Annotated in this window: 20 protein-coding genes; 10 read left to right on the top strand and 10 right to left on the bottom strand. The window is 39.2% G+C overall.

What is annotated here, in order from left to right; translation table 11 throughout:
* Window positions 1-3: 3 nt before the first annotated feature.
* Window positions 4-306: a hypothetical protein gene (locus H3T55_RS14670; protein ID WP_225535163.1), complete on the top strand. Its 303-nt coding sequence runs from the start codon at window positions 4-6 to the stop codon at window positions 304-306.
* 59 nt (window positions 307-365) lie between these two features.
* Window positions 366-1,586 (top strand): tyrosine-type recombinase/integrase, encoded by a 1,221-nt coding sequence (locus H3T55_RS14675; RefSeq protein WP_225535161.1) that lies wholly within the window; start codon window positions 366-368, stop codon window positions 1,584-1,586.
* 86 nt (window positions 1,587-1,672) lie between these two features.
* Here the strand turns inward: H3T55_RS14675 and rpsI are convergent, their stop codons facing one another.
* Window positions 1,673-2,065, bottom strand: coding sequence for a 30S ribosomal protein S9 (rpsI, locus tag H3T55_RS14680; RefSeq protein ID WP_069662643.1), 393 nt, complete (start codon window positions 2,063-2,065; stop codon window positions 1,673-1,675).
* A 13-nt stretch (window positions 2,066-2,078) separates the two neighbouring features.
* Window positions 2,079-2,507: a 50S ribosomal protein L13 gene (gene rplM / locus H3T55_RS14685; RefSeq protein ID WP_303393937.1), complete on the bottom strand. Its 429-nt coding sequence runs from the start codon at window positions 2,505-2,507 to the stop codon at window positions 2,079-2,081.
* 383 nt (window positions 2,508-2,890) lie between these two features.
* Between rplM and H3T55_RS14690 the strand changes: the two genes are divergently transcribed.
* Together H3T55_RS14690 and argH are read left to right on the top strand one after the other, a co-directional pair.
* On the top strand, window positions 2,891-4,099 hold the full coding sequence (locus H3T55_RS14690) for an argininosuccinate synthase (protein ID WP_225535159.1): 1,209 nt from the start codon (window positions 2,891-2,893) through the stop codon (window positions 4,097-4,099).
* Between the two features lie 220 nt (window positions 4,100-4,319).
* On the top strand, window positions 4,320-5,720 hold the full coding sequence (gene argH, locus H3T55_RS14695) for an argininosuccinate lyase (protein WP_225535157.1): 1,401 nt from the start codon (window positions 4,320-4,322) through the stop codon (window positions 5,718-5,720).
* 32 nt (window positions 5,721-5,752) lie between these two features.
* Here argH and H3T55_RS14700 read toward each other — a convergent pair whose 3' ends face one another.
* The 3 genes from H3T55_RS14700 to H3T55_RS14710 form a co-directional block, all read right to left on the bottom strand.
* Complete coding sequence (locus H3T55_RS14700) at window positions 5,753-6,241, bottom strand: Dps family protein (RefSeq protein ID WP_087640474.1); 489 nt, start codon at window positions 6,239-6,241, stop codon at window positions 5,753-5,755.
* 123 nt (window positions 6,242-6,364) lie between these two features.
* Window positions 6,365-7,102: a DUF5105 domain-containing protein gene (locus H3T55_RS14705; RefSeq protein WP_225535156.1), complete on the bottom strand. Its 738-nt coding sequence runs from the start codon at window positions 7,100-7,102 to the stop codon at window positions 6,365-6,367.
* Window positions 7,103-7,154: 52 nt separating this feature from the next.
* On the bottom strand, window positions 7,155-8,693 hold the full coding sequence (locus H3T55_RS14710) for a gluconokinase (RefSeq protein WP_225535154.1): 1,539 nt from the start codon (window positions 8,691-8,693) through the stop codon (window positions 7,155-7,157).
* Window positions 8,694-8,795: 102 nt separating this feature from the next.
* On the opposite strand from H3T55_RS14710, the gene H3T55_RS14715 reads away from it, so the two are divergent.
* Window positions 8,796-9,479: a prepilin peptidase gene (locus H3T55_RS14715; protein WP_225535152.1), complete on the top strand. Its 684-nt coding sequence runs from the start codon at window positions 8,796-8,798 to the stop codon at window positions 9,477-9,479.
* Window positions 9,480-9,526: 47 nt separating this feature from the next.
* Here H3T55_RS14715 and msrA read toward each other — a convergent pair whose 3' ends face one another.
* The gene (gene msrA / locus H3T55_RS14720; RefSeq protein WP_225535151.1) at window positions 9,527-10,057 is read right to left on the bottom strand and encodes a peptide-methionine (S)-S-oxide reductase MsrA; all 531 of its coding nucleotides are present in this window, start codon (window positions 10,055-10,057) and stop codon (window positions 9,527-9,529) included.
* Window positions 10,058-10,187: 130 nt separating this feature from the next.
* Between msrA and H3T55_RS14725 the strand changes: the two genes are divergently transcribed.
* Complete coding sequence (locus H3T55_RS14725; protein ID WP_225535150.1) at window positions 10,188-10,907, top strand: glucosamine-6-phosphate deaminase; 720 nt, start codon at window positions 10,188-10,190, stop codon at window positions 10,905-10,907.
* A gap of 43 nt (window positions 10,908-10,950) precedes the next feature.
* Here the strand turns inward: H3T55_RS14725 and rpoC are convergent, their stop codons facing one another.
* From rpoC to H3T55_RS14740, 3 genes are all read right to left on the bottom strand, one after another.
* A complete protein-coding gene (rpoC, locus tag H3T55_RS14730; protein ID WP_263864739.1) occupies window positions 10,951-14,604 on the bottom strand; it encodes a DNA-directed RNA polymerase subunit beta' in 3,654 nt (1,217 codons plus the stop codon).
* 156 nt (window positions 14,605-14,760) lie between these two features.
* Window positions 14,761-18,378, bottom strand: a complete 3,618-nt coding sequence (rpoB, locus tag H3T55_RS14735; protein ID WP_162288355.1) for a DNA-directed RNA polymerase subunit beta — start codon at window positions 18,376-18,378, stop codon at window positions 14,761-14,763.
* Between the two features lie 352 nt (window positions 18,379-18,730).
* A complete protein-coding gene (locus H3T55_RS14740) occupies window positions 18,731-19,306 on the bottom strand; it encodes a polymer-forming cytoskeletal protein (protein ID WP_225535149.1) in 576 nt (191 codons plus the stop codon).
* A 448-nt stretch (window positions 19,307-19,754) separates the two neighbouring features.
* On the opposite strand from H3T55_RS14740, the gene H3T55_RS14745 reads away from it, so the two are divergent.
* The 3 genes from H3T55_RS14745 to H3T55_RS14755 all read left to right on the top strand — a co-directional run bounded on the left by H3T55_RS14745 (window position 19,755) and on the right by H3T55_RS14755 (window position 22,578).
* Entirely contained in the window at window positions 19,755-20,732 is a 978-nt protein-coding gene (locus tag H3T55_RS14745; RefSeq protein WP_225535148.1) for an ABC transporter substrate-binding protein, read from the top strand.
* Window positions 20,733-20,824: 92 nt separating this feature from the next.
* A complete protein-coding gene (locus H3T55_RS14750) occupies window positions 20,825-21,775 on the top strand; it encodes an ABC transporter permease (RefSeq protein ID WP_087641518.1) in 951 nt (316 codons plus the stop codon).
* Window positions 21,775-22,578 carry an ABC transporter ATP-binding protein gene (locus H3T55_RS14755; protein ID WP_225535147.1) on the top strand — a complete coding sequence of 268 codons (804 nt, stop codon included), beginning with the start codon at window positions 21,775-21,777 and terminating at the stop codon, window positions 22,576-22,578. Before H3T55_RS14750 ends, H3T55_RS14755 begins: the two co-directional genes overlap by 1 nt.
* A gap of 86 nt (window positions 22,579-22,664) precedes the next feature.
* Here H3T55_RS14755 and H3T55_RS14760 read toward each other — a convergent pair whose 3' ends face one another.
* Entirely contained in the window at window positions 22,665-22,877 is a 213-nt protein-coding gene (locus tag H3T55_RS14760) for a zinc ribbon domain-containing protein (RefSeq protein WP_087640463.1), read from the bottom strand.
* 202 nt (window positions 22,878-23,079) lie between these two features.
* Here H3T55_RS14760 and birA point away from each other — a divergent pair, with 202 nt between their 5' ends.
* Window positions 23,080-24,057: a bifunctional biotin--[acetyl-CoA-carboxylase] ligase/biotin operon repressor BirA gene (gene birA, locus H3T55_RS14765; RefSeq protein ID WP_225535146.1), complete on the top strand. Its 978-nt coding sequence runs from the start codon at window positions 23,080-23,082 to the stop codon at window positions 24,055-24,057.
* Window positions 24,058-24,099 lie beyond the last annotated feature (42 nt).

The raw sequence follows: 24,099 nt of genomic DNA on the forward strand, positions 1-24,099 counted from the left end.
ATTATGCAACCAACACAAGCATTAGAAGTACGCCTACCTATAGATCAATTAAACGAGATGGGAGACTATCTCCTTGAACGGATGAAACCAATGATAACAGAAATAGTTACAACGGCAATCACACGCCCCATTCCAATGAATAAAAAACAATTATGTGAACATTTCAAAAAAAGTAACAATACTATTGATGGTTGGATTCGAGAAGGTTTGCCCTATTTAGTGATAAATAATTCAATCTTATACGACCCTATTGATGTTTGGATATGGATAGATAAACACAAAAAGAATATGGAAAATATAGCTTAAGAGCACTATAATCAAATCATAGTATTTGATTCGGCTCGCAAAAACAGGAGGAAAATACTATGACAATATCAAAAACCAAGAGCGATACTTATAGACTACGACTTTATTACCCGAAAGAACTACAAATCCGTTTAGGTTTACCCAAGCTTTATGAAAAAACATTTAAAACTCGGGAAAAGGCAAAATTAGCTGAAATTGATTTCTATGTAAATTTAAAAGAATTATATGAAACTAAAGAAAAAAATATTTTTGAACTTGGTGGAGAAATACTATTTAAAGATTTTTACGAAGAAGTTTGGCTAAATACTTATATATCTGGCCTAACTTCGAAAAAGAAAACTCCCCCGACAAAAGCAACAATTTCTGGTACTAAGGATTTATTTCGACTCCATATCCTACCTATGTTTGGTAAGTATACTCTAAACTATTTAAACCAAAATAAAATGTTAGTTATACAGCCAATGACAAAAAAAGCTGCTGAATATGCAAATGTTAAAGCCTTAATATGCTATGTTAATTCAATTTTCGATTGGGCTGAAGAACTTGAGTATATTGATCGGAATAGATTAGAGAAATCATTAAAACGTATTAAAGCTATAAAAAAGACTCAATTAGAAGATTCTAAAATAGAGGAAGACCTATATTTAACATTTAACGAATTAAGGGATTGGTTAACAGCTGCTAATACGGATTATCAGAAAGGATTATTATCACTACAAGATTATGTACTCTTCCAAACTACATTCTTCTTGTCAGACAGAAAATCTGAAAGTTACGCTTTAAAATGGGGAAATGTAGACTTTTCTACCTCTCAAATCTTATTGAACAGAACATTAGATAAATTTGCAAATGAAAAAATCACTAAAGGAAATAAAAAAACAGCTTTTGTTATTCCAGAGGAATTAAAGTCATTGTTGTTTCAATGGAAAGAACAGCAAAAAATTGAATTAGCACAATTAGGTATTGTTCAAACAGATAAACAACCAATTTTTACGTATGTTAATCGTAAAGGAGAATTTAATAAATCAGTGCATATAGATTACTTAAATTACAAAATGAACTCAATTGAACGACGGCATAAAAACCTCGTTCATGCCACTCCACGAATTCTAAGACATACAGGAGCAACTCTTGCCAAACAATCCGGTGCTACAATAGAACAAATTTGTGAAGCTTTAACTCATAGCGACCCTAGAACTACACAAATTTATATCAACACTCATAATGTTGTTTCAATGGCTGCAGGTGAAATCGCATATCGAACAATGAATGGTGGGTAAATGGTGGGAGAAATGGTGGGAATACAAAAAAAGACGTTTCACAAACAATGTTGCGAAACGCCTGAATCGTTGATATATAAGGTATATTAACGTTTTGAAAATTGTGAAGCTTTACGGGCTTTTTTAAGACCTGGTTTTTTACGTTCTACCATACGGGCATCACGAGTAAGAAGTCCAGCGCGTTTTAAAGCTCCGCGGAAGTCAGGATCTACTTCTAACAATGCACGAGCGATGCCGTGACGGATCGCACCTGATTGACCAGAGTAGCCTCCACCGTTTACGTTTACGATAACATCATAAGCGCCTTTAGTTTCAGTTACGCCAAATGGTTGGTTGATAACTTCACGCAAGTCAGCGTGTGGAATATATTCTTCAACGTCTTTTTTGTTTACAGTAATTTTACCAGTACCTGGTACTAAACGTACGCGGGCAACAGATTTTTTACGACGGCCAGTGCCGCTATATTGTACTTGTGCCAATGAATTTCCCTCCTTAAATTAGGTTAGTGATATCTAATACTTCTGGTTGTTGTGCAGCATGTGGATGCTCAGCGCCACCGTACACATTTAATTTAGTCAATTGTTTGCGGCCTAAAGTGTTTTTAGGTAGCATGCCTTTGATTGAGTTTTCGATCAAACGACGAGAATTTTTATCACGCAATTCACCAGCAGTAACAGATTTCAATCCACCTGGGTATTGGCTATGACGGTAGTAAATTTTGTCAGTTGCTTTGTTTCCAGTTAATTTCACTTGATCCGCATTGATTACAATTACGAAATCTCCAGTATCCACATGAGGTGTGAATGTTGGTTTATTTTTTCCACGTAGGATAGAAGCAACCACAGCTGAAAGGCGTCCCAAAGGAACATCAGTTGCGTCTACTACGTACCATTTACGTTCTACTTCGCCAGTTTTGGCCATATATGTTGTACGCACGTTTTTTTCCTCCAATTTTCTATTCGATGTTTGACATACACTTGAGTTTCCGGGGCTCATTGTGGGGCAAACAATACCATTTAACATAATACCCTCTATCACCAGTAAAGTCAATGGATTTCTGCGTTTTCTCGCTATTTTTCTTCTATTTTTTTCCGTCTAAAAATAATTATTTCCTGATTTGAAATAGAATACTCAAAAATAAGCGTATTATCTATTACGCACTTCTCTAGCTATTTTATGCATATTTTTCCTTTTTAAAACAATTTTATGTATATTTATTTATAAAAAGTATTGATTTTTGTATTTTTGGGTGCTATGATGAGAACAATCAAAAAAAGATAACAAAAATGAAGGAGTGTTCCAGAATGAAAGAAAAAGTTGTTTTAGCTTATTCCGGAGGTTTAGATACCTCTGTTGCTGTTAAATGGTTGGTCGATGAAGGCTATGATGTGATCGCTTATTGTTTAGATGTTGGCGAGAAGAAAGATTTAGACTTCATCAAGAAAAAAGCATTGGAAGTTGGTGCTTCTGCTTCTTATACAATCGATGCTAAAGAAGAATTCGCGCAAGATTTTGCATTGATCGCATTGCAGGGACATACCTTTTATGAACAATCTTATCCATTGGTTTCTGCTCTTTCACGCCCTTTGATCGCTAAAAAATTAGTCGAGCTTGCTCACGAGACTGGTGCGACAACGATCGCTCACGGCTGTACAGGAAAAGGGAATGATCAAGTCCGTTTTGAAGTGGCGATCAATGCTCTTGCACCTGAGCTGAAAGTTATTGCACCTGTTCGTGAATGGAAGTGGTCACGGGAAGAAGAGATCAACTATGCTAAAGAAAAAGGTGTGCCGGTTCCTGCTGATTTAGACAATCCTTACTCTGTCGATCAAAACTTATGGGGACGTGCCAATGAATGCGGTATCCTAGAAGATCCTTGGGCAACTCCGCCAGAAGGTGCTTACGAACTGACTGTCAGCTTGGAAGATGCTCCGAATACGCCCGATATTATCGAGCTGACTTTTGTTGAAGGTGTGCCGACAGCGATCAATGACAAGGAAATGCTATTATCTGATTTGATTTTAGAATTGAATGAACTAGCAGGAAAACACGGTATCGGTCGGATCGACCACGTTGAAAACCGTTTAGTTGGGATCAAATCCCGTGAGGTTTATGAATGTCCTGCTGCGATCACATTGATGGCTGCTCATAAAGAGCTGGAAGATTTAACGTTCGTCCGTGAAGTCGCTCATTTTAAGCCGATCATTGAAAATCAGCTATCACAAATCATCTACAATGGTTTATGGTTCAACCCGCTGACAGATGCCTTGATCGCTTTCTTGAAGTCTACACAAAAATACGTCAACGGCGTAGTTCGTGTGAAGCTTTTCAAAGGCCACGCAATCGTTGAAGGACGTAAGTCAGCGAACAGCTTATACAACGAAAACTTGGCGACCTATACTTCTGCTGACACCTTCGACCAAGATGCTGCTGTTGGTTTCATCAAGCTTTGGGGGCTTCCAACAAAAGTCAACGCTGAAGTCCAAGCATCTTTGCATAAAAACAACGATTAGCATTTTTGCTTTTCATATGTTAGATCAAATAGTGAGGTACCATTTGCGGGCAACGCAAATAAATGTATCCTGATCTATCCAGACTAACGACATATCTCAAGAGAATTTCCTTTTGATCTGCGGATTAAAATAAGGAAATCGATACGTCTACAGTCATTTATTTAAACTATTTTATAGACGTTTTAATAATGCATATTCATACATAAATGAGGTGAGTACGATGAAGAAATTATGGGGCGGTCGTTTTGAAGGTAAAAGTGAGGCCTGGATCGATGCATTTGGTGCTTCGATCACTTTCGATCAACAATTAGCGCAACAAGATATTACTGGCAGTTTGGCCCATGTCAAAATGTTGGCGAAAACGGGGATTTTAACCCAAGATGAAACAGAACAAATCACGAATGGTTTAAAGACTCTTCAAGTTAAACTAGCTGCAGGCGAGCTGGAATTCAGTATAGAAAATGAAGATATCCATCTTAATATCGAAACGCATTTACATGATGAAATCGGTCCTGTAGCGGGAAAACTCCACACTGGACGTAGCCGAAATGATCAAGTAGCAACAGATATGCACCTGTATCTGAAAGAAACGGTTCAAGAGGTTATTGAAAAAATTCAGCTTTTCCGCCAAGTATTAGTTCAAAAAGCTGAGGAAAACATTGAGACGATCATGCCGGGATATACTCATTTGCAGCATGCTCAGCCTATTTCATTCGGGCATCATATGATGGCTTATTACGGCATGCTGACACGCGATCAGGAGCGTTTTTCTGAAAGTCTAAAACGAATCGACATTTCACCTTTAGGCTGTGCTGCTTTAGCTGGCACGACTTTTCCGATCGACCGAGCGTATTCAGCTGAGTTATTAGGGTTCTCTTCTATTTACGATAATAGTCTGGATGGCGTTAGTGATCGAGATTTCATCTTAGAATTTCTTAGTAACAGTTCGATCATGATGATGCATCTTTCTCGTTTTTGCGAGGAAATCATTTTGTGGTGCAGTCATGAATTTCAGTTCATTGAACTGACAGATACCTTCTCTACAGGAAGTTCGATCATGCCGCAGAAAAAGAATCCGGACATGGCGGAATTGATACGCGGAAAGTCAGGTCGCGTATATGGCAATTTATTCAGCCTTTTAACGGTTTTAAAAGGGTTGCCTTTAGCTTATAACAAGGATCTTCAAGAAGACAAAGAAGGCATGTTTGACACAGCACAGACGATTCTAACTAGCTTAGAGATCATGGCTGGCATGGTCGAAACAATGTCTTTGAATAAAGAAACCATGGAAAAATCGACTGAAAAAGATTTTTCGAACGCCACTGAGCTTGCTGATTACCTTGCTAATAAAGGCTTACCTTTCCGCCAAGCGCATGAAATCGTTGGGAAATTAGTGCTCGATTGTACGAAAAAAGGGATCTACTTACAGGATATTCCTTTAGAAGAATATCAAGCAGTAACACCACTTATTGAAGCGGATATCTATCAAACGTTAGCTTCAAAAACAGCCATTGAGCGCCGTCATTCCTATGGTGGTACTGGCTTCGACCAAGTAAGAGCGGCTGTCGAACGCGGAAAAGAAGCATTAAAAAAAGAAGACAAAAAAAACACTACAAAATAGCCTTTTATTTTGTAGTGTTTTTGATCATCTAATTAACGAGTTTTTGTACGTGAATCTGCATCGATACCAGGTGCTTTACCTAATTTTGCTTGCAACATCCAAATATTTTTTTCGATATCTGTTTTGTTTGCAATAAAGATATCTTGTGTAGAATCGTCGCCTTCATCGCCAGAAACATCAATTCCTTTTTGATATAGATCCGCTAAGTAACGATAGCCTTCTACTAATTTTTCCATACGTTCAGGAATCGTACGTTCATACGTACCAATTTCATCTTCAATTCCAGTATGGTCAGCAAATTCTTGTAATGTTGAATATGGAGCGCCGTCTAATGTGATCAAACGTTCAGAAATAACGTCTAACTGGTCATTGATTTCGTCCATAAGCTCATCCATTTTTGGGTGTAGCGTCAAGAATTCTGGTCCGCGCATATACCAATGTGTTTGGTGGATCACTACTGAAAACTGGCTTAAATCTGCAACTAGTTGGTTCAAGACTTCTTTTGTTTGTTCAAATTTCATTATACATCATCCTCCTAAATATTTTATCTACATATATCATTGTAGTACGAAACGGAAAAAAAGTACACTAAAATCTTTCATTTTTATATTATTTATCATTTGATAATAATTATAATCTAATGCTTAATCATTATTTACGATCGGTTGAGAGTCTAACGAATCAATAATTTCTTTGGCGACCTCATTCATGGCTACTTCCAACTCTTCATTCATCGCATCTACACTTTCAGCTCCAGCAATAAATGCCAGAAAAAGATTAAAGACTGCATCTTTTTGATCTTCTGGGACAAACCATTTCCCTTTTTCTTTTTCTAGCCGAATCTTAAGTTCGACAGGATCTGTTTTGATCTTGATCGTTTGAACACGCTCTTCTAGAATTGAAAAAGTTGCGTCTAACGTTTTTTGATCATTATTAGCAAGCTCAGGGCTCTCCATTGTTTTCTTGACTAATTCTCGTGTCATTTCCTGCATGGCACTGACTAAATCTAAACCTGTAACGTAATAAGAAATTGTCGCACCTTTTTTATTTTCATCGATTTGGACAACTTTGTATGATGTCTTCTCTCTCGCTTGTTGTAATAGTTCTTTTGTTAACTGGCTCGATTGTTCTTCTTTCACTTTTGCACCAGCAGAAGATAGACCGTTAGCAAAATTTTCTTCAAATTTCTTACTATTTTCATCCAATTCTTTGCTAGCTTGTTCACCATCTCGAAATTCTTTTTTAAATTTATTACCTTCTTTTTGATAAATCAGACGATCGATCAGTAGCTCACCAGCATCTTCCGCCAAAATCCCCTTCGTCCCGCAACTTGTCAGAAGAAATCCAACGACTATCAACGGGACAAACCATAATTTCTTCATCCTCTTTCCTCCATTCTCTCATGTATTAGTAAAATAAGTCCATTGTTATCGATCAAAAAAGTCCGTCTAAATCAGCTCTTAATTTTCCCAACTGATGATAACTTGCCGACAATTGCTGCTGCGTAGCCAAGTATATCGGATATAGTTGCTGATAGATCTGATTCCTAGACGGTGTTGGAATCACCGTTTCATAAATCTGCACATGTTTACAAGCCTGTTCTAGATCATCGATTTTCCCTATGCTCTGCCAACCAAGTAAAACAGCGCCCAAAGCTGATGCTTCGATACTTTCCGTCAATGATAATTCATAGCCTAAAACATCTGCCATGATTTCTTTAAACACCTCAGAATCTGCAAATCCGCCAGTTGCACGTATTTCCTGTACAGAACCGCCCAATTCTTCCAGCTCCGTCAGGATTCTTCTAAAGTTTAAGCAAATCCCTTCTATCACTGCCCGCATCATCACTTTATCATCATGATTTCGCTTTAAGCCAACAAAACTTCCTGCAGCTTCAGCATCCCATAATGGTGCCCGCTCTCCTAGTAAATAAGGATGAAACAGTAGCCCTTTCGCACCCGCCGGTACTTCTTTCACCTGTTCTATCACTGCATCATAGGAATTCTTCCCAACAGTTCGTGCGTCCGACTGTACTTCTTTAAGTAGATTTTCACAGGCCCAATCAAAAATACCTGCGCCATTACTTGTTGCACCGCCAATGACCCAATGTGTTTCGTCCAGCACACAACAGAAGGTTTCCGCTTGCGGATGTACATAAGGCTGATCAACGATATAGCGCAAAGCGCCACTAGTTCCCACAGTTAATGTTGCTGTACCTTTTGCTATCGCGCCAAGACCTAAATTAGATAAGGGACCATCGGCTCCTCCCAAAACAAAAATCGTTTGCTCAGTCACCCCTATTTGTTCAGCTAACTCTTTATTTAATCCTGTCATTTGATATGTAGGTGAAGCTAATAGTGGTAATTGCTCTTGAGCAATCTGCATTTCTTCCAGTGCTTGCTGATCCCAGTCAAGAGTATGAATATTAAAAAAACCAGTTCCTGAAGCTGTGCTAAAATCAGTGATATATCGATTGAAAAAGCGATAAAAAACATACTCTTTCATACCAATAAATTTTTTTGCGCGGTCAAAAATTTCTGCATGCTGCTCCTTCAACCAACGTATTTTGTGAAAAGGTGTCATCGGATGCATCGGCATCCCTGTATTCTGATAAATCGTTTGTCCCAATAACGTATTTTTGAATGCTTCAGCATATTTTTCTGCGCGATTATCCGCCCAGGTAATCACTCTTGTCAGTGGCTGCCCGTTTTCATCTACGGCAATCAGCCCATGCATCGCTGTTGAAAATGAGATCACAGAAATTTCTAAGGGCTGAACGGCTGACACTACTTGCCCAATGCACGAGACAACCGCTTGAAAAATTTGCTCGACATCCTGCTCTGCCATCCCCTCTGTTTCCTGGATCAGCGGATAGCGAACATACGCTGATGTTCGAACAGTTCCATCTCCGTTAAAGCCAACTGCTTTTGTTTGTGTCGTTCCGATATCTACACCGATCGCTACTTTCTCCATTTCCTCGCTCCTTTTCTCTTACTCCAATTATTCCTAATAAAAAAATATTTGTCTAGTTAAAAAAGGAATTATTTGCGTATTTTTATTTAGAGGAGGGATTTTATGTGGTTGTTTCAGTTTATTATTGGCAGTGTCGTCGGTTCATTTATTTGTTTAGTCGCTGAACGGTTGCCACTCGGAAAGTCTATTGTGGTTCCTGCATCACAGTGTCCGGATTGCCAGACTAAGTTACGATTTTTTGAGTTGATTCCAATTGTCTCCATTATTTTATTAAAATTCCGTTGTCGTTACTGTCACCATAAATTGCCAGTCAGTTATTTGTTTAGTGAGTTTATTGTTGGTTTTCTATTTCTATTGACCGATTTTGGTAACAGTTATTCCATGTATATTTTCTTCTTTTCACTTATCGCTTTTATTTTGACTTTAACGGATATTTTTTATTTGATTGTGGAGCCTAAGCTTTTTTACCCCTTCTTATTGCTACTATGTGGTTTTCACTATTTTTTAGAATTGCCCTTTCATGTAATTACCGGCGTCTTCCTATTCATTATTCTGACTAGCTTCAATTATGTATTCACAGAGGCTATTGGAGGTGGAGATATCCTTTTGATCACCTCTTGGGGAGTGTTGCTCGGCAATAAATCATTGATTTTACTATTATTTATTGCCAGTGGCTGTGCATTATCCGTTTCATTATTTTGCCGTCTTATTTTAAATCAAAAAATAGAACAGCTTCCATTTGTTCCATTTTTAACATTCGGCTTATTTCTGATACTCTATATATAACTAAAGAGATAAAAGCAATAATGCCCTTATCTCCTTTTTCGTTCATTTTAGTCCTTCCAGTTTTTCCGAATAAAGCCTGCACGCCCAGATCCCTCACGATACAGATTATAATGAACACTGTGTTTCTTATAATAATCCTGATGGTAATCTTCTGCGGGATAGAAAGTTTGAGCCGGTTCTATCTTGGTTACGATCGGTTGTGTAAAACGACCGCTGGCTTGTAGTTCTGCTTTGGATTGTTCTGCTGTTTCTTTTTGTGCCTCATTTGAATAAAAGATCACTGGACGGTAGGAATCTCCTCGGTCTGCAAATTGTCCTAGTGCATCTGTCGGATCCGTCTGCTGCCAATAAATTTCTACCAAACCCTTGTACGGCATGATCGTCGGATCATACGTGATTTCTACCGCTTCCGTATGCCCAGTAGTACCCGTTGTGACCTGTGCATAGGTTGGATTTTCCACATGTCCGCCAGTATAGCCTGACACAACAGAAATAATTCCCGGCTGACTATCGAATGGTTTGACCATACACCAAAAACAGCCGCCAGCAAAAATAGCTTTTTCATAATGTTGTTCCATTGTCGCACCACCTCTTTTTTTCTATCATAAGCTGAACAGGCAAATAATCCTATTGATTTGCTTAAAGTCCATTGACATGGGATGGTTCCCACATGATAGATTAAAGAAAAAACAAAGGATGTGTCAAAACATGAAAATCATCGTAGAAGACAATTATGAAAAAATGAGCCGTGTTGCAGCAAATGTTTTATTAGGTAAAATGTATCAAAACAAACGAGTAAATCTAGCCATCACAGCTGGATCGACACCTGTAAAAATGTACGAATACTTAGTAGACGATGTTAAAAATAAGACGTACTTTGATAATGTTCACTACTATAATTTCGATGAAATTCCTTTTAAGAAAAAAGCAGGCTACGGCGTTACGATGTCAAATTTAAACAAACTATTTTTTGAACCAGCAGAAATCGATTCCGATCATATCCACCCGCTTGACGAAAAAAATTACAAAACCCAAGATTCAAGAATTGCACAAGATGGCGGCTTAGATTTGATTTTGCTTGGGATCGGAGCAGATGGCCATTACTGCGGAAACCTACCGGGAACAACAACCTTTGAAAACTTAACTTCTGTTGTAGACGAAAATGCGACTGAAAATATGAAAGATATCTTACTCAGTGAAGTTGGCGGAGATGAAGCCGAACGCCCTGATTTTTATGTAACAATGGGACCGAAAAGTGTTATGCAAGCAAAAGAAATCGTGCTATTTGCTACAGGAAAGAAAAAAGCGAAGATCATCAAACAAGCTTTCTTTGGCCCTGTAACAAATGACGTTCCAGCTTCACTGCTTCAAGTTCATCCGAACTTAACAATTATTTTAGATAAAGAAGCAGCGGCAGAACTTGATTAATAAAAAAGCTAGAATCATAATCGATTCTAGCTTTTTTTTATTTTTATTTGTTTAATTCGTTCAACGCATCTTCAGCAGCCATTTGTGCTTCAATATCAGAGATACTGTAGACATTTTCGCTAGCTACGCCGACTTCTTTTGGTTCCATGTTACGGTAACGAGCCATACCAGTACCAGCTGGGATGATCTTACCGATAATAACATTTTCTTTCAATCCAAGTAATGGATCTTTCTTACCGCGGATCGCAGCATCTGTCAACACACGTGTTGTTTCTTGGAATGACGCAGCAGATAAGAAACTGTTTGTTTCTAATGATGCTTTTGTGATTCCTAGTAACACTGGACGGCTTGTTGCAGGAACTCCGCCAGCTACTAATGTGTCGTAGTTGCGATCTTTAAATTCTGCGATATCAAGTAATGTACCTGGTAAGATTTCAGTATCACCTGGATCCATGACACGAACTTTACGCAGCATTTGACGAACCATTACCTCGATATGTTTATCGCCGATTTCTACCCCTTGCATACGGTACACACGTTGTACTTCACGCAATAAGTAGTTTTCAACAGATAATACATCGCGGACTTGCAGCAATTGTTTCGGATCGATCGAACCTTCTGTCAATGGCTCACCACGATGGATCGTATCGCCTTCAGCAACTTTCATACGAGCAGTATAAGGAACAGTATACGTACGTGTATCTGTTTTCCCTTTGATCGTTACTTCTTTTTGACGCGTTGCAGGATCTTCAGAGATATCGATGACTTCACCAGTAACTTCTGTGATGACTGCTTGCCCTTTCGGATTACGCGCTTCAAAGATTTCTTGGACACGGGGAAGACCTTGAGTGATATCATCACCAGCAACCCCGCCGGTATGGAACGTACGCATTGTCAACTGTGTACCAGGTTCTCCGATTGATTGGGCTGCAATTGTACCAACAGCTTCACCAACTTCAACACCTGAACCAGTTGCTAAGTTACGGCCATAACAGTGTTTACATACACCGTGTTTTGTATTACATGTAAATACGGAACGAATCGTTACTGTTTCGATACCTGCATCTACGATTTCTTTTGCAAGATCTTCTGAGATCAATTGGTCTTCACCAATGATGACTTTACCTGTTTCAGGATGGATCACTGATTTACGAGTGTAACGTCCAAGTAGACGTTCTTCAAGTGTTTCAATGATTTCATTTCCTTCACGGATCGCTTGGATCACTAAGCCACGGTCTGTTCCACAATCGTCTTCACGAATGATCACATCTTGCGCTACGTCAACCAGACGACGAGTCAAGTAACCTGAATCGGCTGTCTTCAAGGCTGTATCGGTCATCCCTTTACGAGCTCCGTGAGTAGAGATAAACATTTCCAAGACAGAAAGTCCTTCACGGAAGTTAGAGATGATCGGCAATTCCATGATACGTCCGTTCGGAGCGGCCATCAATCCACGCATACCAGCAAGCTGAGTAAAGTTGGAGATGTTACCACGGGCTCCAGAATCTGACATCATGAAGATTGGATTTTTCGCATCCATACTTTCGATCAGTTTTTGTTGGATCTCATCTTTCGCAGCATTCCACACGCCGATAACACGTTCATAACGTTCGTCATCTGTGATCAGACCACGACGGAATTGTTTCGTGATATTTTCGACTTGTTTATGCGCATTTTCAATGATTTCTTGTTTTTCATGTAAGACCATGATATCTGCGATACCAACTGTCATACCCGCATGAGTTGAGTGTTTGTATCCTAAGTCTTTCATTCTATCAAGCATCTTAGAAGTTTCAGTGATATGGAACCTCTTGAAGACTTCTGCAATGATATTTCCTAGATTTTTCTTCTTGAACGGCAACACTAATTCTTGCTCTTTAATATAAGCTGGAATATCTGTACCCGCTTCTACAAAATATTTATCCGGTGTTTGAACCGTTAAGTTGTAGTCTGTTGGCTCATTCAAGTAAGGGAACTCGACAGGCATGATTTCATTAAAGATAATCTTACCGACAGTTGTGATCAAGATACGTTCTTTTTGCCAATCCGTAAATGGTTTGTCGCCAAGTAATGTTGTTTGAACACCGATACGTGAGTGTAAATGAACATAACCATTACGCCATGCTAACACAGCTTCATTCATGTCACGGAAGATCATACCTTCCCCTTCACGATCGTCTTCTTCCATTGTTAGGTAATAGTTACCTAAGACCATATCTTGAGATGGTGTAACAACTGGTTTACCATCTTTCGGGTTCAAGATGTTTTGTGCTGCTAACATCAACATACGTGCTTCAGCTTGCGCTTCTTCATTCAACGGTACGTGAACGGCCATTTGGTCTCCATCGAAATCGGCATTGTAAGCTTCACATACTAATGGGTGAAGACGAATCGCACGACCTTCAACTAAAACCGGTTCAAAGGCTTGGATACCAAGTCTGTGAAGCGTAGGTGCCCGGTTAAGTAAGACTGGGTGTTCTTGGATGACTTCTTCCAAAATATCCCATACTTCATCTTCACCGCGCTCGATTTTACGTTTTGCATTCTTGATGTTTGTTGCGATTTCACGTTGAACCAATTCGCGCATTACGAATGGTTTGAACAATTCGATCGCCATTTCTTTTGGCAGACCACATTGGTACATCTTAAGGTTAGGACCTACGACGATAACTGAACGACCAGAATAGTCAACACGTTTACCAAGTAAGTTTTGACGGAAACGACCTTGTTTCCCTTTCAACATATGAGAAAGAGATTTCAATGGACGGTTACCTGGTCCTGTTACAGGACGGCCGCGACGACCATTATCGATCAATGCGTCAACTGCTTCTTGCAGCATACGTTTTTCATTTTGCACGATGATACTTGGTGCATTCAAGTCTAATAGACGTTTCAAACGGTTGTTACGGTTGATCACACGACGGTACAAGTCATTCAAGTCAGAAGTCGCAAAACGACCACCTTCTAATTGAACCATCGGACGTAAATCAGGCGGGATAACAGGAATAACATCCATGACCATCCAGCTTGGCAAGTTTCCAGAAGCACGGAAGGCTTCTAAAATATCCAAACGACGGATCGCACGTGTTCTTTTTTGACCTTGAGCAGATTTCAACTCTTCTTTTAATTGAGTTACTTCACCATCTAAGTCAACATTATCCAATAATTGTTTGACAGCTTCTGCACCCATTGCTGCAGTAAAACCTTGACCATATTGGTCACGTTTGTCGCGGTATTCACGCTCTGTCAATAATTGTTTTTTCTCTAAAGAAGTATCGCCAGCATCGATTACTACGTACGATGCAAAATAGATGATTTCTTCTAAGGCACGCGGGCTCATGTCTAAAACAAGACCCATACGAGATGGAATACCTTTGAAATACCAGATATGTGAAACTGGTGCTGCCAACTCGATATGTCCCATACGTTCACGACGAACTTTAGAACGAGTCACTTCTACACCACAACGATCACATACGATACCTTTATAACGAATACGTTTATATTTTCCACAAGCACATTCCCAGTCTTTCGTTGGACCGAAAATACGTTCACAGAACAATCCTTCACGTTCAGGTTTTAGCGTACGGTAGTTAATCGTTTCAGGTTTCTTTACTTCACCGTAAGACCAGCTTCTGATCTTTTCTGGAGAAGCTAAACCTATTTGCATACTTTCGAATTTATTTACATCGATCAAAAGGAATTCCCTCCATTTCTTGATAGGAAAAGTTAGGTGCGGAAGAAAAATACAACACGAGCTGCTTTTTCTTCCACCGATTGAGTGATGCTCTCTTTCTACAAAAGAAAACATCCATCAACACTAACTTGACAATTTTACTATGACTTCAAACAATTAGTTTTTAGTATCTTCAGCTGTTTCAATTTCTTGTTCAAGAACTGCATCGGCAGCTTCTTTTGCTTCAGCTGCTTCTTTTTCTAATTGTTTCGCTGATTGTTGTTCGGCAAATTTTGTTAGGGCATCAACTGTGATCAAGTCATCATCATCGTCATCCATATCACGCAATTCGATTTCTTGTTCTTCAATGTCCAATACGCGCATATCTAATCCAAGTGATTGTAACTCTTTCACCAATACGCGGAATGATTCCGGTACACCTGGTTTTGGAATTGGTTCACCTTTGACGATCGCTTCGTATGTTTTCACACGACCAACCACGTCATCAGATTTGTACGTTAAGATTTCTTGTAATGTGTAAGCTGCACCATATGCTTCCAGTGCCCATACTTCCATTTCCCCAAAACGTTGTCCACCAAATTGAGCTTTACCTCCAAGTGGTTGTTGAGTAACAAGTGAGTATGGCCCAATAGAACGAGCATGTAATTTATCATCGACCATGTGGGCAAGTTTGATCATATACATAACACCAACAGAGATACGATTATCGAATGGTTCACCTGTACGTCCATCGTAAAGAACTGTTTTTGCGTCACTAGCCATGCCAGCTTCACGAACTGTGTCCCAAACGTCATCATCGTTTGCGCCATCGAAGACTGGTGTTGCAATATGGATCCCTAATTGACGGGCAGCCATTCCTAAGTGCAACTCTAGTACTTGTCCGATGTTCATACGTGATGGTACCCCTAATGGGTTCAACATGATATCGATCGGTGTGCCATCTGGTAAGAACGGCATATCTTCTTCCGGCATGATACGGGATACAACCCCTTTATTACCATGACGTCCGGCCATTTTATCCCCTTCGTTGATCTTACGTTTTTGAACGATATACACACGAACTAGCATGTTTACACCTGGAGATAATTCGTCCCCAGCTTCGCGAGTAAAGATTTTCACATCGTGAACGATCCCGCCGCCGCCATGAGGCACACGTAGAGATGTATCACGAACTTCACGAGCTTTTTCACCAAAGATAGCGTGTAATAAACGTTCCTCAGCAGATAACTCAGTTACCCCTTTAGGCGTTACTTTACCTACTAATAGATCGCCATCTTTAACCTCAGCACCGATACGGATGATCCCCATTTCGTCAAGGTCTTTCAACGCATCCTCACCAACGTTTGGAATTTCACGAGTGATTTCTTCAGGTCCTAATTTTGTATCACGAGCTTCTGATTCATATTCTTCGATATGAATAGATGTATACACATCATCTTTCACCAAACGACGGCTCATGATGATCGCATCCTCGTAGTTGTACCCTTCCCACGTCATGAATCCAACAAGTACGTTTTGTCCTAAAGCCATTTCTCCTTCTTCCATAGAAGGTCCATCTGCTAATGTATCGCCTTTTTCAACTTTTTCGCCTAAAAGAACGATTGGACGTTGATTGTAGCTTGTACCTGAATTTGAACGACGGAATTTTGTCACCATATATTTGTCTAATGCGCCATTGTCACGGCGAACGCGTACTTCTGATGCATCCACATATTCAACGACACCATCATGTTTACATAAAAGAGCAGCACCTGAGTCATGTGCAGATTTGTATTCCATACCAGTTCCCACAAGTGGTGAACGAGGTTGGATCAACGGTACCGCTTGACGTTGCATGTTGGCACCCATCAAGGCACGGTTGGAGTCATCGTTTTCCAAGAAAGGAATACATGCTGTCGCTACTGCTACTACTTGTTTAGGTGAAACGTCCATGTAATCGACTTTATCGATCGTTACTTCAAGGTTTTCACTTTGTAGACGAGCCATTACTAATTCTTCAGCAAAAGTTCCATCTTCATTTAAACGTGAGTTTGCTTGCGCTACGATATAGTGGTCTTCCGTGTCAGCTGTTAAATAATCGACTTGGTCTGTTACTTTTCCAGTTGCACGGTCCACACGACGATACGGCGTTTCAATAAAACCAAATTTATTGACTTTGGCATAACTTGACAAGCTATTGATCAAACCGATATTCGGACCTTCAGGTGTTTCGATCGGACACATACGGCCATAGTGGGAATAGTGAACGTCTCGCACTTCATAGCCGGCACGGTCACGAGTCAAACCACCAGGTCCTAAGGCAGATAGACGACGTTTGTGTGTCAACTCACCTAGAGGATTTGTTTGGTCCATGAATTGTGATAGCTGAGAAGAACCAAAGAATTCTTTGATACTTGCTACGACTGGACGAATATTGATCAATTGTTGCGGTGTCAATGTTTCAGTGTCTTGGATAGACATTCTTTCACGAACTACACGTTCCATACGTGCTAAACCGATACGGAATTGGTTTTGTAATAATTCACCGACTGAACGAATACGACGGTTTCCTAAGTGATCGATATCATCCACGTTACCGATATCTTCTTGTAAGTTGAAGAAATAGCTCATTGAAGCAACGATATCTGCCGGACGAACTGTTTTCACACTTGTATCAGGATAGCCATTACCGATTACGTTAACGATACGTTCAGGATCTTTTGGAGAAAGAACTTTGATGACTTGAACCGTCATCGGTTCAGTTACCACACCGTCTTCGCTAGGGTAATAAGTCACACTATTTAGTCCGTTATCGATATGCTCACCTAATGTTTCCATTACTTGGTGAGTCAACACTGTTCCTTTTTCAACAAGGATTTCACCTGTTTCAGGATCGATCAGTGTTTCTCCTAAAGTTAGGTTCAATAGACGTGTTTTCAAATCTAATTTTTTGTTGACTTTGTAACGACCAACATTTGCTAAGTCATAACGTTTTGGATCAAAGAAACGAGCATTCAGTAAGTTACGAGAACTATCTGCCGTTTTTGGTTCGCCTGGGCGAAGACGCTCATAAATATCTTTTAATCCTTCTTCTGTACGAGAATCGCTAGCGTTTTTGTGTAGATCTTTTTCGATCGTATTGCGTAAGCTTAAACTTTCGCCGAAAATTTCAAAAATCGTATCATCAGAACCGAAACCTAAAGCACGGACTAAGACAGTTAAAGGAATTTTACGGGTACGGTCGATACGCACATAAGAAATATCTTTTGCATCTGTTTCCATTTCCAACCATGCGCCGCGGTTAGGGATAACAGTTGAGCCAAAGCCTTCTTTACCATTTTTGTCTACTTTGCCATGGAAATACACACCTGGTGAACGCACTAACTGAGAAACGATAACACGTTCTGCTCCATTGATGATGAATGTTCCCATTTCGGTCATTAGAGGGAAATCACCGAAGAAAACTTCTTGTGATTTGATTTCTCCAGATTCACGATTGGTCAATCTTAGAGTGACATGTAAAGGTGCAGAATAGTTTGCGTCATGTGAACGCGCTTCTTCTACGGTGTACTTAGGTTCTTTTAATTCATAATCTACGAATTCCAAAGATAGGTTTCCTTGGAAATCATCAATTGGTAAAATGTCTTCAAACATCTCTCTTAAGCCTTCATCTAAAAACCATTGGTAAGAGTCTGTTTGAATCTCAATCAAGTTGGGTAATTCCAACACTTCACTGATCCGGGCGAAACTTCTACGTTCGCGGTGTTTTCCGTATTTTACTACGTGTCCAGCCAAGCTCTTCACTCCTCTAATTAAAAGTCTATCAAAACACTAACTGAAACATTTCATTTTCATTACAAATATTAAATATACGTAACAATGAGCATTTTTTGCGGTTTTTAGGCAAAAAAAAACCAAAAATAGAATGTGCTCTTGAAAATTTTCTCGTGCGTTTTCTACTTTTGTTTCCCTATTAAAAACCGGAACGGACAATATTTCGCTCCTGCTTCAGCATTTTTCAGATAGTTTTTGCATCTATACATTCTACTTCTTTCTATAGTAAAAGTCAAGAGGTTCAAGTATCTTTTATTATAGAAAAAAAAGCACTCGATTTTACAATCAAGTGCCTCTCATTTTATGATCATTCTTATTGAACGGTGATGTCACCAGTTACTTCTGCGCCTTCTTTATCAAGAGTAGCAGATGTTTTGTATTCTTCTTTTTCAAACGTTACGTTTCCGTCAACTTTTGCACCGTTTAAAACAAAACCATTCGCTTTAACTAAGATGTTTCCTTTAACAGTTCCGTTAACGATATTGAAGTTTTCTGATTCAACAATTAGTTCTGGTACAGTGATTGTATATTCATCCGTCACTTTACGATCTGAATCTTGTGCATATAAAGCTAATTTTCTGTAGATATCCGCAGAAGAATCGCCTTTATCATGGAATTCACCTGAGACAGTCACATCTTTATCAAACATTACATCTGCAGTTGCAGCGATGATCCAGTTTCCATCTTCACCTAATGCTTTTTCGAGTACTTCTGGTTTGTCACTAACAGAGGCAGAACTTACAGCATCCATGCTTGAGCTTGTTGAAGTTGCTTCTGTTTTGCTGTCAGATGAGCTCGCTTTTGTGTCTTTACTATCGCTGCTGCATGCGCCTAATACTAATACAGTTGCTGCTAATGTACCTAAAGTAATTAATTTTTTTGAAATCATAACTATTCTCCTAGTCTTTTTTTAATTTTATCTACAAACTGAATTTTAGCATGGAAAGAAGAAAATAAAAAATATTTGCTTTTTACTTTAAAAAAAATAAATTGTCTGAAAATTTTAAATAATCTGTTGACATTCTTCCAGTTTTTGAATTATACTAAGTACAATTCAATTTGCGGAGGAGATTACTATGACTTACTTAATCAACCCACAACTGAATAAAGCTTACTTTAGCTATTTTAGATAGGTTTGTATTCATGAAATCATGGGTGCAAACAGCAAAAACTGTTTTTGTATCTATGATGGCTAGAGCACTTTGCACTGAACAAACAGCCACGTAGACAATCCTAAGTGGCGAACGAAAGTATTGAACTGACGACTTTTATCAATCCATTTAGGCATATTGTCTGAATGGATTTTTTGTTTTAACAATCATACTGGAGGAATTGAGATGAAAAAGAAATTACTAGGATTGAGTATTGTATCAGCAGTGGCTTTACTAACACTTGGCGCTTGCGGAAATGACAAAAAAGCTGATTCAGGTTCAGACAGCGATATGAAAAAAATCGGGGTCTTACAGCCTGTCGAGCACGGCTCATTGGATGCTGCTTTTGAAGGATTCAAAGAAGGCTTAGCTGAAAACGGCTTTAAAGAAGGTGAAAACCTAACGATCGAATACACCAACGCTCAAAATGATCAGGCTCAATTAAAAAGCATGAGTGAAAAGTTAGTCAAAGAAAAACCAGATTTATTGCTAGGAATCGCAACACCTGCCGCACAATCACTATTAAATGAAACCACTGATATTCCCATCGTAGTAACTGCTGTGACTGATTTAGCTGGTGCCAAATTGGTGAAATCAGATGAAAAGCCAGGTGGAAACGTGACAGGAACAACAGATATCGTTCCCATTGATAAGCAAATTGCTTTACTGCTAAACATCGTTCCTGATGCGAAAACAGTTGGAATCATGTACAACGCTGGTGAAGCGAATTCTAAAATCCAAGCTGATATGGCTGAAAAAGCGCTAAAAGATAAAGGCGTCAAAACAAAAATTTTAACAGCAAACTCAACAAATGATGTCCAACAAGTAACAACTAGCTTAGCAAAAGACGTTGATGCTATCTACATCCCAACGGATAATACTTTCGCTTCTGCCGCTGCTGTGATCGGAGAAGTAGCCAAAGAACATAAAATCCCTGTCATCGCTGGTTCGATCGAACAAGTAGAACAAGGCGGACTTGCAACAGTCGGAATCGACTATAAAGCTTTAGGAAAACAAACTGGTGTCATGGCAGCTAAAATCCTTAAAGGAGAAGCACAGCCTGCAGATATGCCTGTTGAAAAAGCTAAAGACTTAGAACTTTTTGTAAATGAAGACATGGCAAAAGCGCTAGATATCGATCCAGACACGATCAAAGCACCTTAATTTACAGACGATGAATAAAAATAGTAGTGATGCAGAAACAACTGTTTTTGCATCACTAAGCTACATAAAACTACTGAAAGAAGCTGATTTTGTTGATAGACATACTACTCTCCTCAACTTCGCAAGGCCTTCTATGGTCATTACTGGCGATTGGGGTATTCCTGACTTACCGTATTTTAGATATTGCTGATTTAACTACCGAAGGAAGTTTTCCTTTAGGCGGTGCTGTAGCAGCAGTGATCTTAGCTAAAGATCCCGCTTCCTGGCCTGCTCCTTTTCAATCCTTATTTAGTCTTCATTCGATGATGGCACCCATTACCGCTTTGATTATCGCATTTATCGCTGGTATGTTAGCTGGGCTGGTTTCAGGTTTACTTCATACAAAATTAAAAATTCCGGCTTTATTAGCAGGAATCATTACCATGACCGGTTTATACAGTATCAATTCCCGTATTATGGGCGCACCAAATATTTCTTTGATCGGAACAGATTCGATTTTTTCTCATGCACAATCACTAGGACTTTCAAAAGTAAACAGCACGATTTTAGTCGGAGCAATTATTGTGATCCTCGTTATTATTTTACTTGTTTTATTCTTTAGAACAGAAATTGGATTAGCGACTCGTGCAACGGGAGATAATCTTGATATGAGTGAAGCAAACGGCATCAATACAGACAACATGAAAATCATTGGCTACATGCTTTCAAACGGCTGTATCGCCTTAGCAGGTGCTTTGTTAGTTCAAAACAATAACTTCGCTGATTTAAACTCTGGGATCGGAACGATCGTCATTGGATTGGCTTCGATCATTATTGCCGAGGTTCTGTTTAAAAATAAATCGCTCGGCTTACGCTTGATCACAATAGTAATCGGTGCGATTCTATACCGTTTCATTCTTGCTTGTGTATTAGAATTACGTGTCGATCCAGCAGACTTAAAACTATTTTCTGCAATTATTTTAGTGATCTGCTTATCATCACCATTGATCCAAAAAAAATTAGGGTTCTCTAAAATAGGTAAACGCAAAGGAGGCGCTAATTAATGCAGCCAGTATTAACGATCAAAAATCTCCATCAATACTTTGAACGTGGAACAGTGAATGAAAATCACGTGTTAAAAGGAATCGATTTAACGATCAATCAAGGAGAGTTCATTACCATCATCGGGGGAAACGGTGCTGGTAAATCAACACTTTTAAACAGTATCGCAGGGACTTTGCCCATTGAAGAAGGACAACTAACGCTACAAGGAAAAGACATCACTAAACAACGTGTTGTTGCTCGCTCAAAACAAATCAGCCGTGTTTTTCAAGACCCTAAAATGGGGACTGCAGTTCGTTTGACTGTGGAAGAAAATATGGCCCTTGCAATGAAACGAGGAAAAAAACGCGGACTTAGCAATGGTGTTCGTAAAAATGATCGTGAATTTTTCAAAGAACAATTAGCTAGTCTAAATTTAGGACTGGAAAATCGATTAGCTGCAGAAATTGGTTTATTATCTGGAGGTCAACGTCAAGCGATCACGCTATTGATGGCTACTCTGATTCGACCAGAACTGATTTTATTAGATGAACACACAGCAGCATTAGATCCAAAGACATCGATCACCGTTATGGAATTGACTGAAAAACTGATTCAAGAGCACCAATTGACTGCCTTCATGGTCACTCATGATATGGAAGATGCTATTCGCTACGGCAATCGATTGATCATGCTGCATCAAGGGCAAGTGGTTGTTGATGTACCAGCTGAACAGAAAAAAGATTTGACTGTGAATGAATTGATGGATATGTTTCACAAAAACAGTGGACAAGAGTTGAAAGACGATCAGTTACTTCTAGTTTAAAAAATAGCTCAAAATATCATTTATCAAATTAAAAGTCACCGAGTCATAGCTCGTTCGCTATAGCTCAGTGACTTTTTAGGTATTCATTATCCACCCATCAAGAAATCAAGAACATTCCATCCATCAGATGTTTGACCACGGTACAATTCGGTAAATCCGCATTGTGTACAGCTGATCGTAATGAATTTTTTATTTTGTACATCAAAAATTTTGGCAAAATTTCCTCCAGTTGCCTGAAATTGATCAGATACATAATGCATGTTCCCACACTTCTCACAAACATATTGTTGCTTTTCCATTTTTTCCACTCCATCTCTTTGATTTCCAGTGTCACTTAGCAGAAATGACAAGTAGTTCTGCTCTACTTCTTAAGTATAGCAAGCTTTCCACAAGAAATCATACATCTTAAGAAGGATTTTCTTCTCGTCTTACAGGCGGATTGTGGTTGACCCGCTTCTTCTACATCAGCTACAATAAAATCATCATAAAGGAGCGAAAAATATGTCAACTAAAAGTCAGGTATTAACCTTATTAATGAAACAAGCCCCCGCCTTTATTTCTGGTGAAGAAATGGCTCAGGAACTCTCCTTATCTCGAACAGCGATTTGGAAAGCCATCAATGAACTAAAAAAAGAAGGTCATCAAATTTCAAGCAGCCGCAATAAAGGCTATCGGTATGACTCTTCAGACATATTATCTGCCGAAGGGATCAAACTTGCTCTAGCGCCAACAACACCAGATCTTTCCATCACTATTCTTGATTCCTCCGAGTCAACGATGAAAGACGCTAAACTAGCAGCCATCAACGGTGAACCTGATAACACTTTAATCGTTGCAGATATTCAAGAAGCACCAAAGGGTCGGTTTGGAAGACCTTTCTTTTCTAAAGCAGGCTGCGGTATTTATATGAGCATGCTTTTACGTCCAAATCAACGATTTGAAGAGATGGCACAATATACAGTTATCATGGCTGTAGCTGCTGCTCGTGCAATGGACGAGTTAGCTCATCTAACAACTGAGATCAAATGGGTCAATGACATTTACTTGAACGGAAAAAAAATTGGCGGCATTCTGTCTGAAGCCATGAGTGATGTAGAGTCTGGACAAATCTCAAATGTCATTATTGGCATGGGCATCAATTTTTCGCTCAAACAAAATGAATTTCCAGAAGAGTTGCAGGAAAAAGCGACTTCGATATTTTCTGATCGCACACCAACGATCACACGAAATGAGCTGATCGCAGCTATTTGGAATCAGTTTTATCGAATCTTAGCTCAATTACCAGCAGAAGATTTTTTAGACGAATATCGTCAAAAATCATTTGTGTTAGGTAAAACAGTTTCTTTCTCCCAAGCAGGAACAGATTATGACGGAACTGCTATAGCCATAAATGAGCGTGGAGAATTGATCGTTCAGCTTTCAGATGGCTCTGAGAAAGTTCTTTCATCTGGTGAGATCAGCTTAAAATCAATCAAGTGACTCTTTCTCCTAAACATAAATATTAAGAATACCTTAAGAAAA

The organism is Enterococcus sp. S22(2020) (assembly GCF_020295385.1).
In the GTDB taxonomy this organism is placed as follows: Bacteria; Bacillota; Bacilli; order Lactobacillales; family Enterococcaceae; genus Enterococcus_L; species Enterococcus_L dunnyi.

Bases quoted from the DNA above. Each gene is read 5' to 3' on its own strand.
- H3T55_RS14670 (WP_225535163.1), top strand. From the start codon at position 4: ATGCAACCAACACAAGCATTAGAAGTACGCCTACCTATAGATCAATTA.
- H3T55_RS14675 (WP_225535161.1), top strand. From the start codon at position 366: ATGACAATATCAAAAACCAAGAGCGATACTTATAGACTACGACTTTAT.
- rplM (WP_303393937.1), bottom strand. From the start codon at position 2,507: ATGGCCAAAACTGGCGAAGTAGAACGTAAATGGTACGTAGTAGACGCA.
- H3T55_RS14690 (WP_225535159.1), top strand. From the start codon at position 2,891: ATGAAAGAAAAAGTTGTTTTAGCTTATTCCGGAGGTTTAGATACCTCT.
- argH (WP_225535157.1), top strand. From the start codon at position 4,320: ATGAAGAAATTATGGGGCGGTCGTTTTGAAGGTAAAAGTGAGGCCTGG.
- H3T55_RS14700 (WP_087640474.1), bottom strand. From the start codon at position 6,241: ATGAAATTTGAACAAACAAAAGAAGTCTTGAACCAACTAGTTGCAGAT.
- H3T55_RS14705 (WP_225535156.1), bottom strand. From the start codon at position 7,102: ATGAAGAAATTATGGTTTGTCCCGTTGATAGTCGTTGGATTTCTTCTG.
- H3T55_RS14710 (WP_225535154.1), bottom strand. From the start codon at position 8,693: ATGGAGAAAGTAGCGATCGGTGTAGATATCGGAACGACACAAACAAAA.
- H3T55_RS14715 (WP_225535152.1), top strand. From the start codon at position 8,796: ATGTGGTTGTTTCAGTTTATTATTGGCAGTGTCGTCGGTTCATTTATT.
- msrA (WP_225535151.1), bottom strand. From the start codon at position 10,057: ATGGAACAACATTATGAAAAAGCTATTTTTGCTGGCGGCTGTTTTTGG.
- H3T55_RS14725 (WP_225535150.1), top strand. From the start codon at position 10,188: ATGAAAATCATCGTAGAAGACAATTATGAAAAAATGAGCCGTGTTGCA.
- H3T55_RS14740 (WP_225535149.1), bottom strand. From the start codon at position 19,306: ATGATTTCAAAAAAATTAATTACTTTAGGTACATTAGCAGCAACTGTA.
- H3T55_RS14745 (WP_225535148.1), top strand. From the start codon at position 19,755: ATGAAAAAGAAATTACTAGGATTGAGTATTGTATCAGCAGTGGCTTTA.
- H3T55_RS14755 (WP_225535147.1), top strand. From the start codon at position 21,775: ATGCAGCCAGTATTAACGATCAAAAATCTCCATCAATACTTTGAACGT.
- H3T55_RS14760 (WP_087640463.1), bottom strand. From the start codon at position 22,877: ATGGAAAAGCAACAATATGTTTGTGAGAAGTGTGGGAACATGCATTAT.
- birA (WP_225535146.1), top strand. From the start codon at position 23,080: ATGTCAACTAAAAGTCAGGTATTAACCTTATTAATGAAACAAGCCCCC.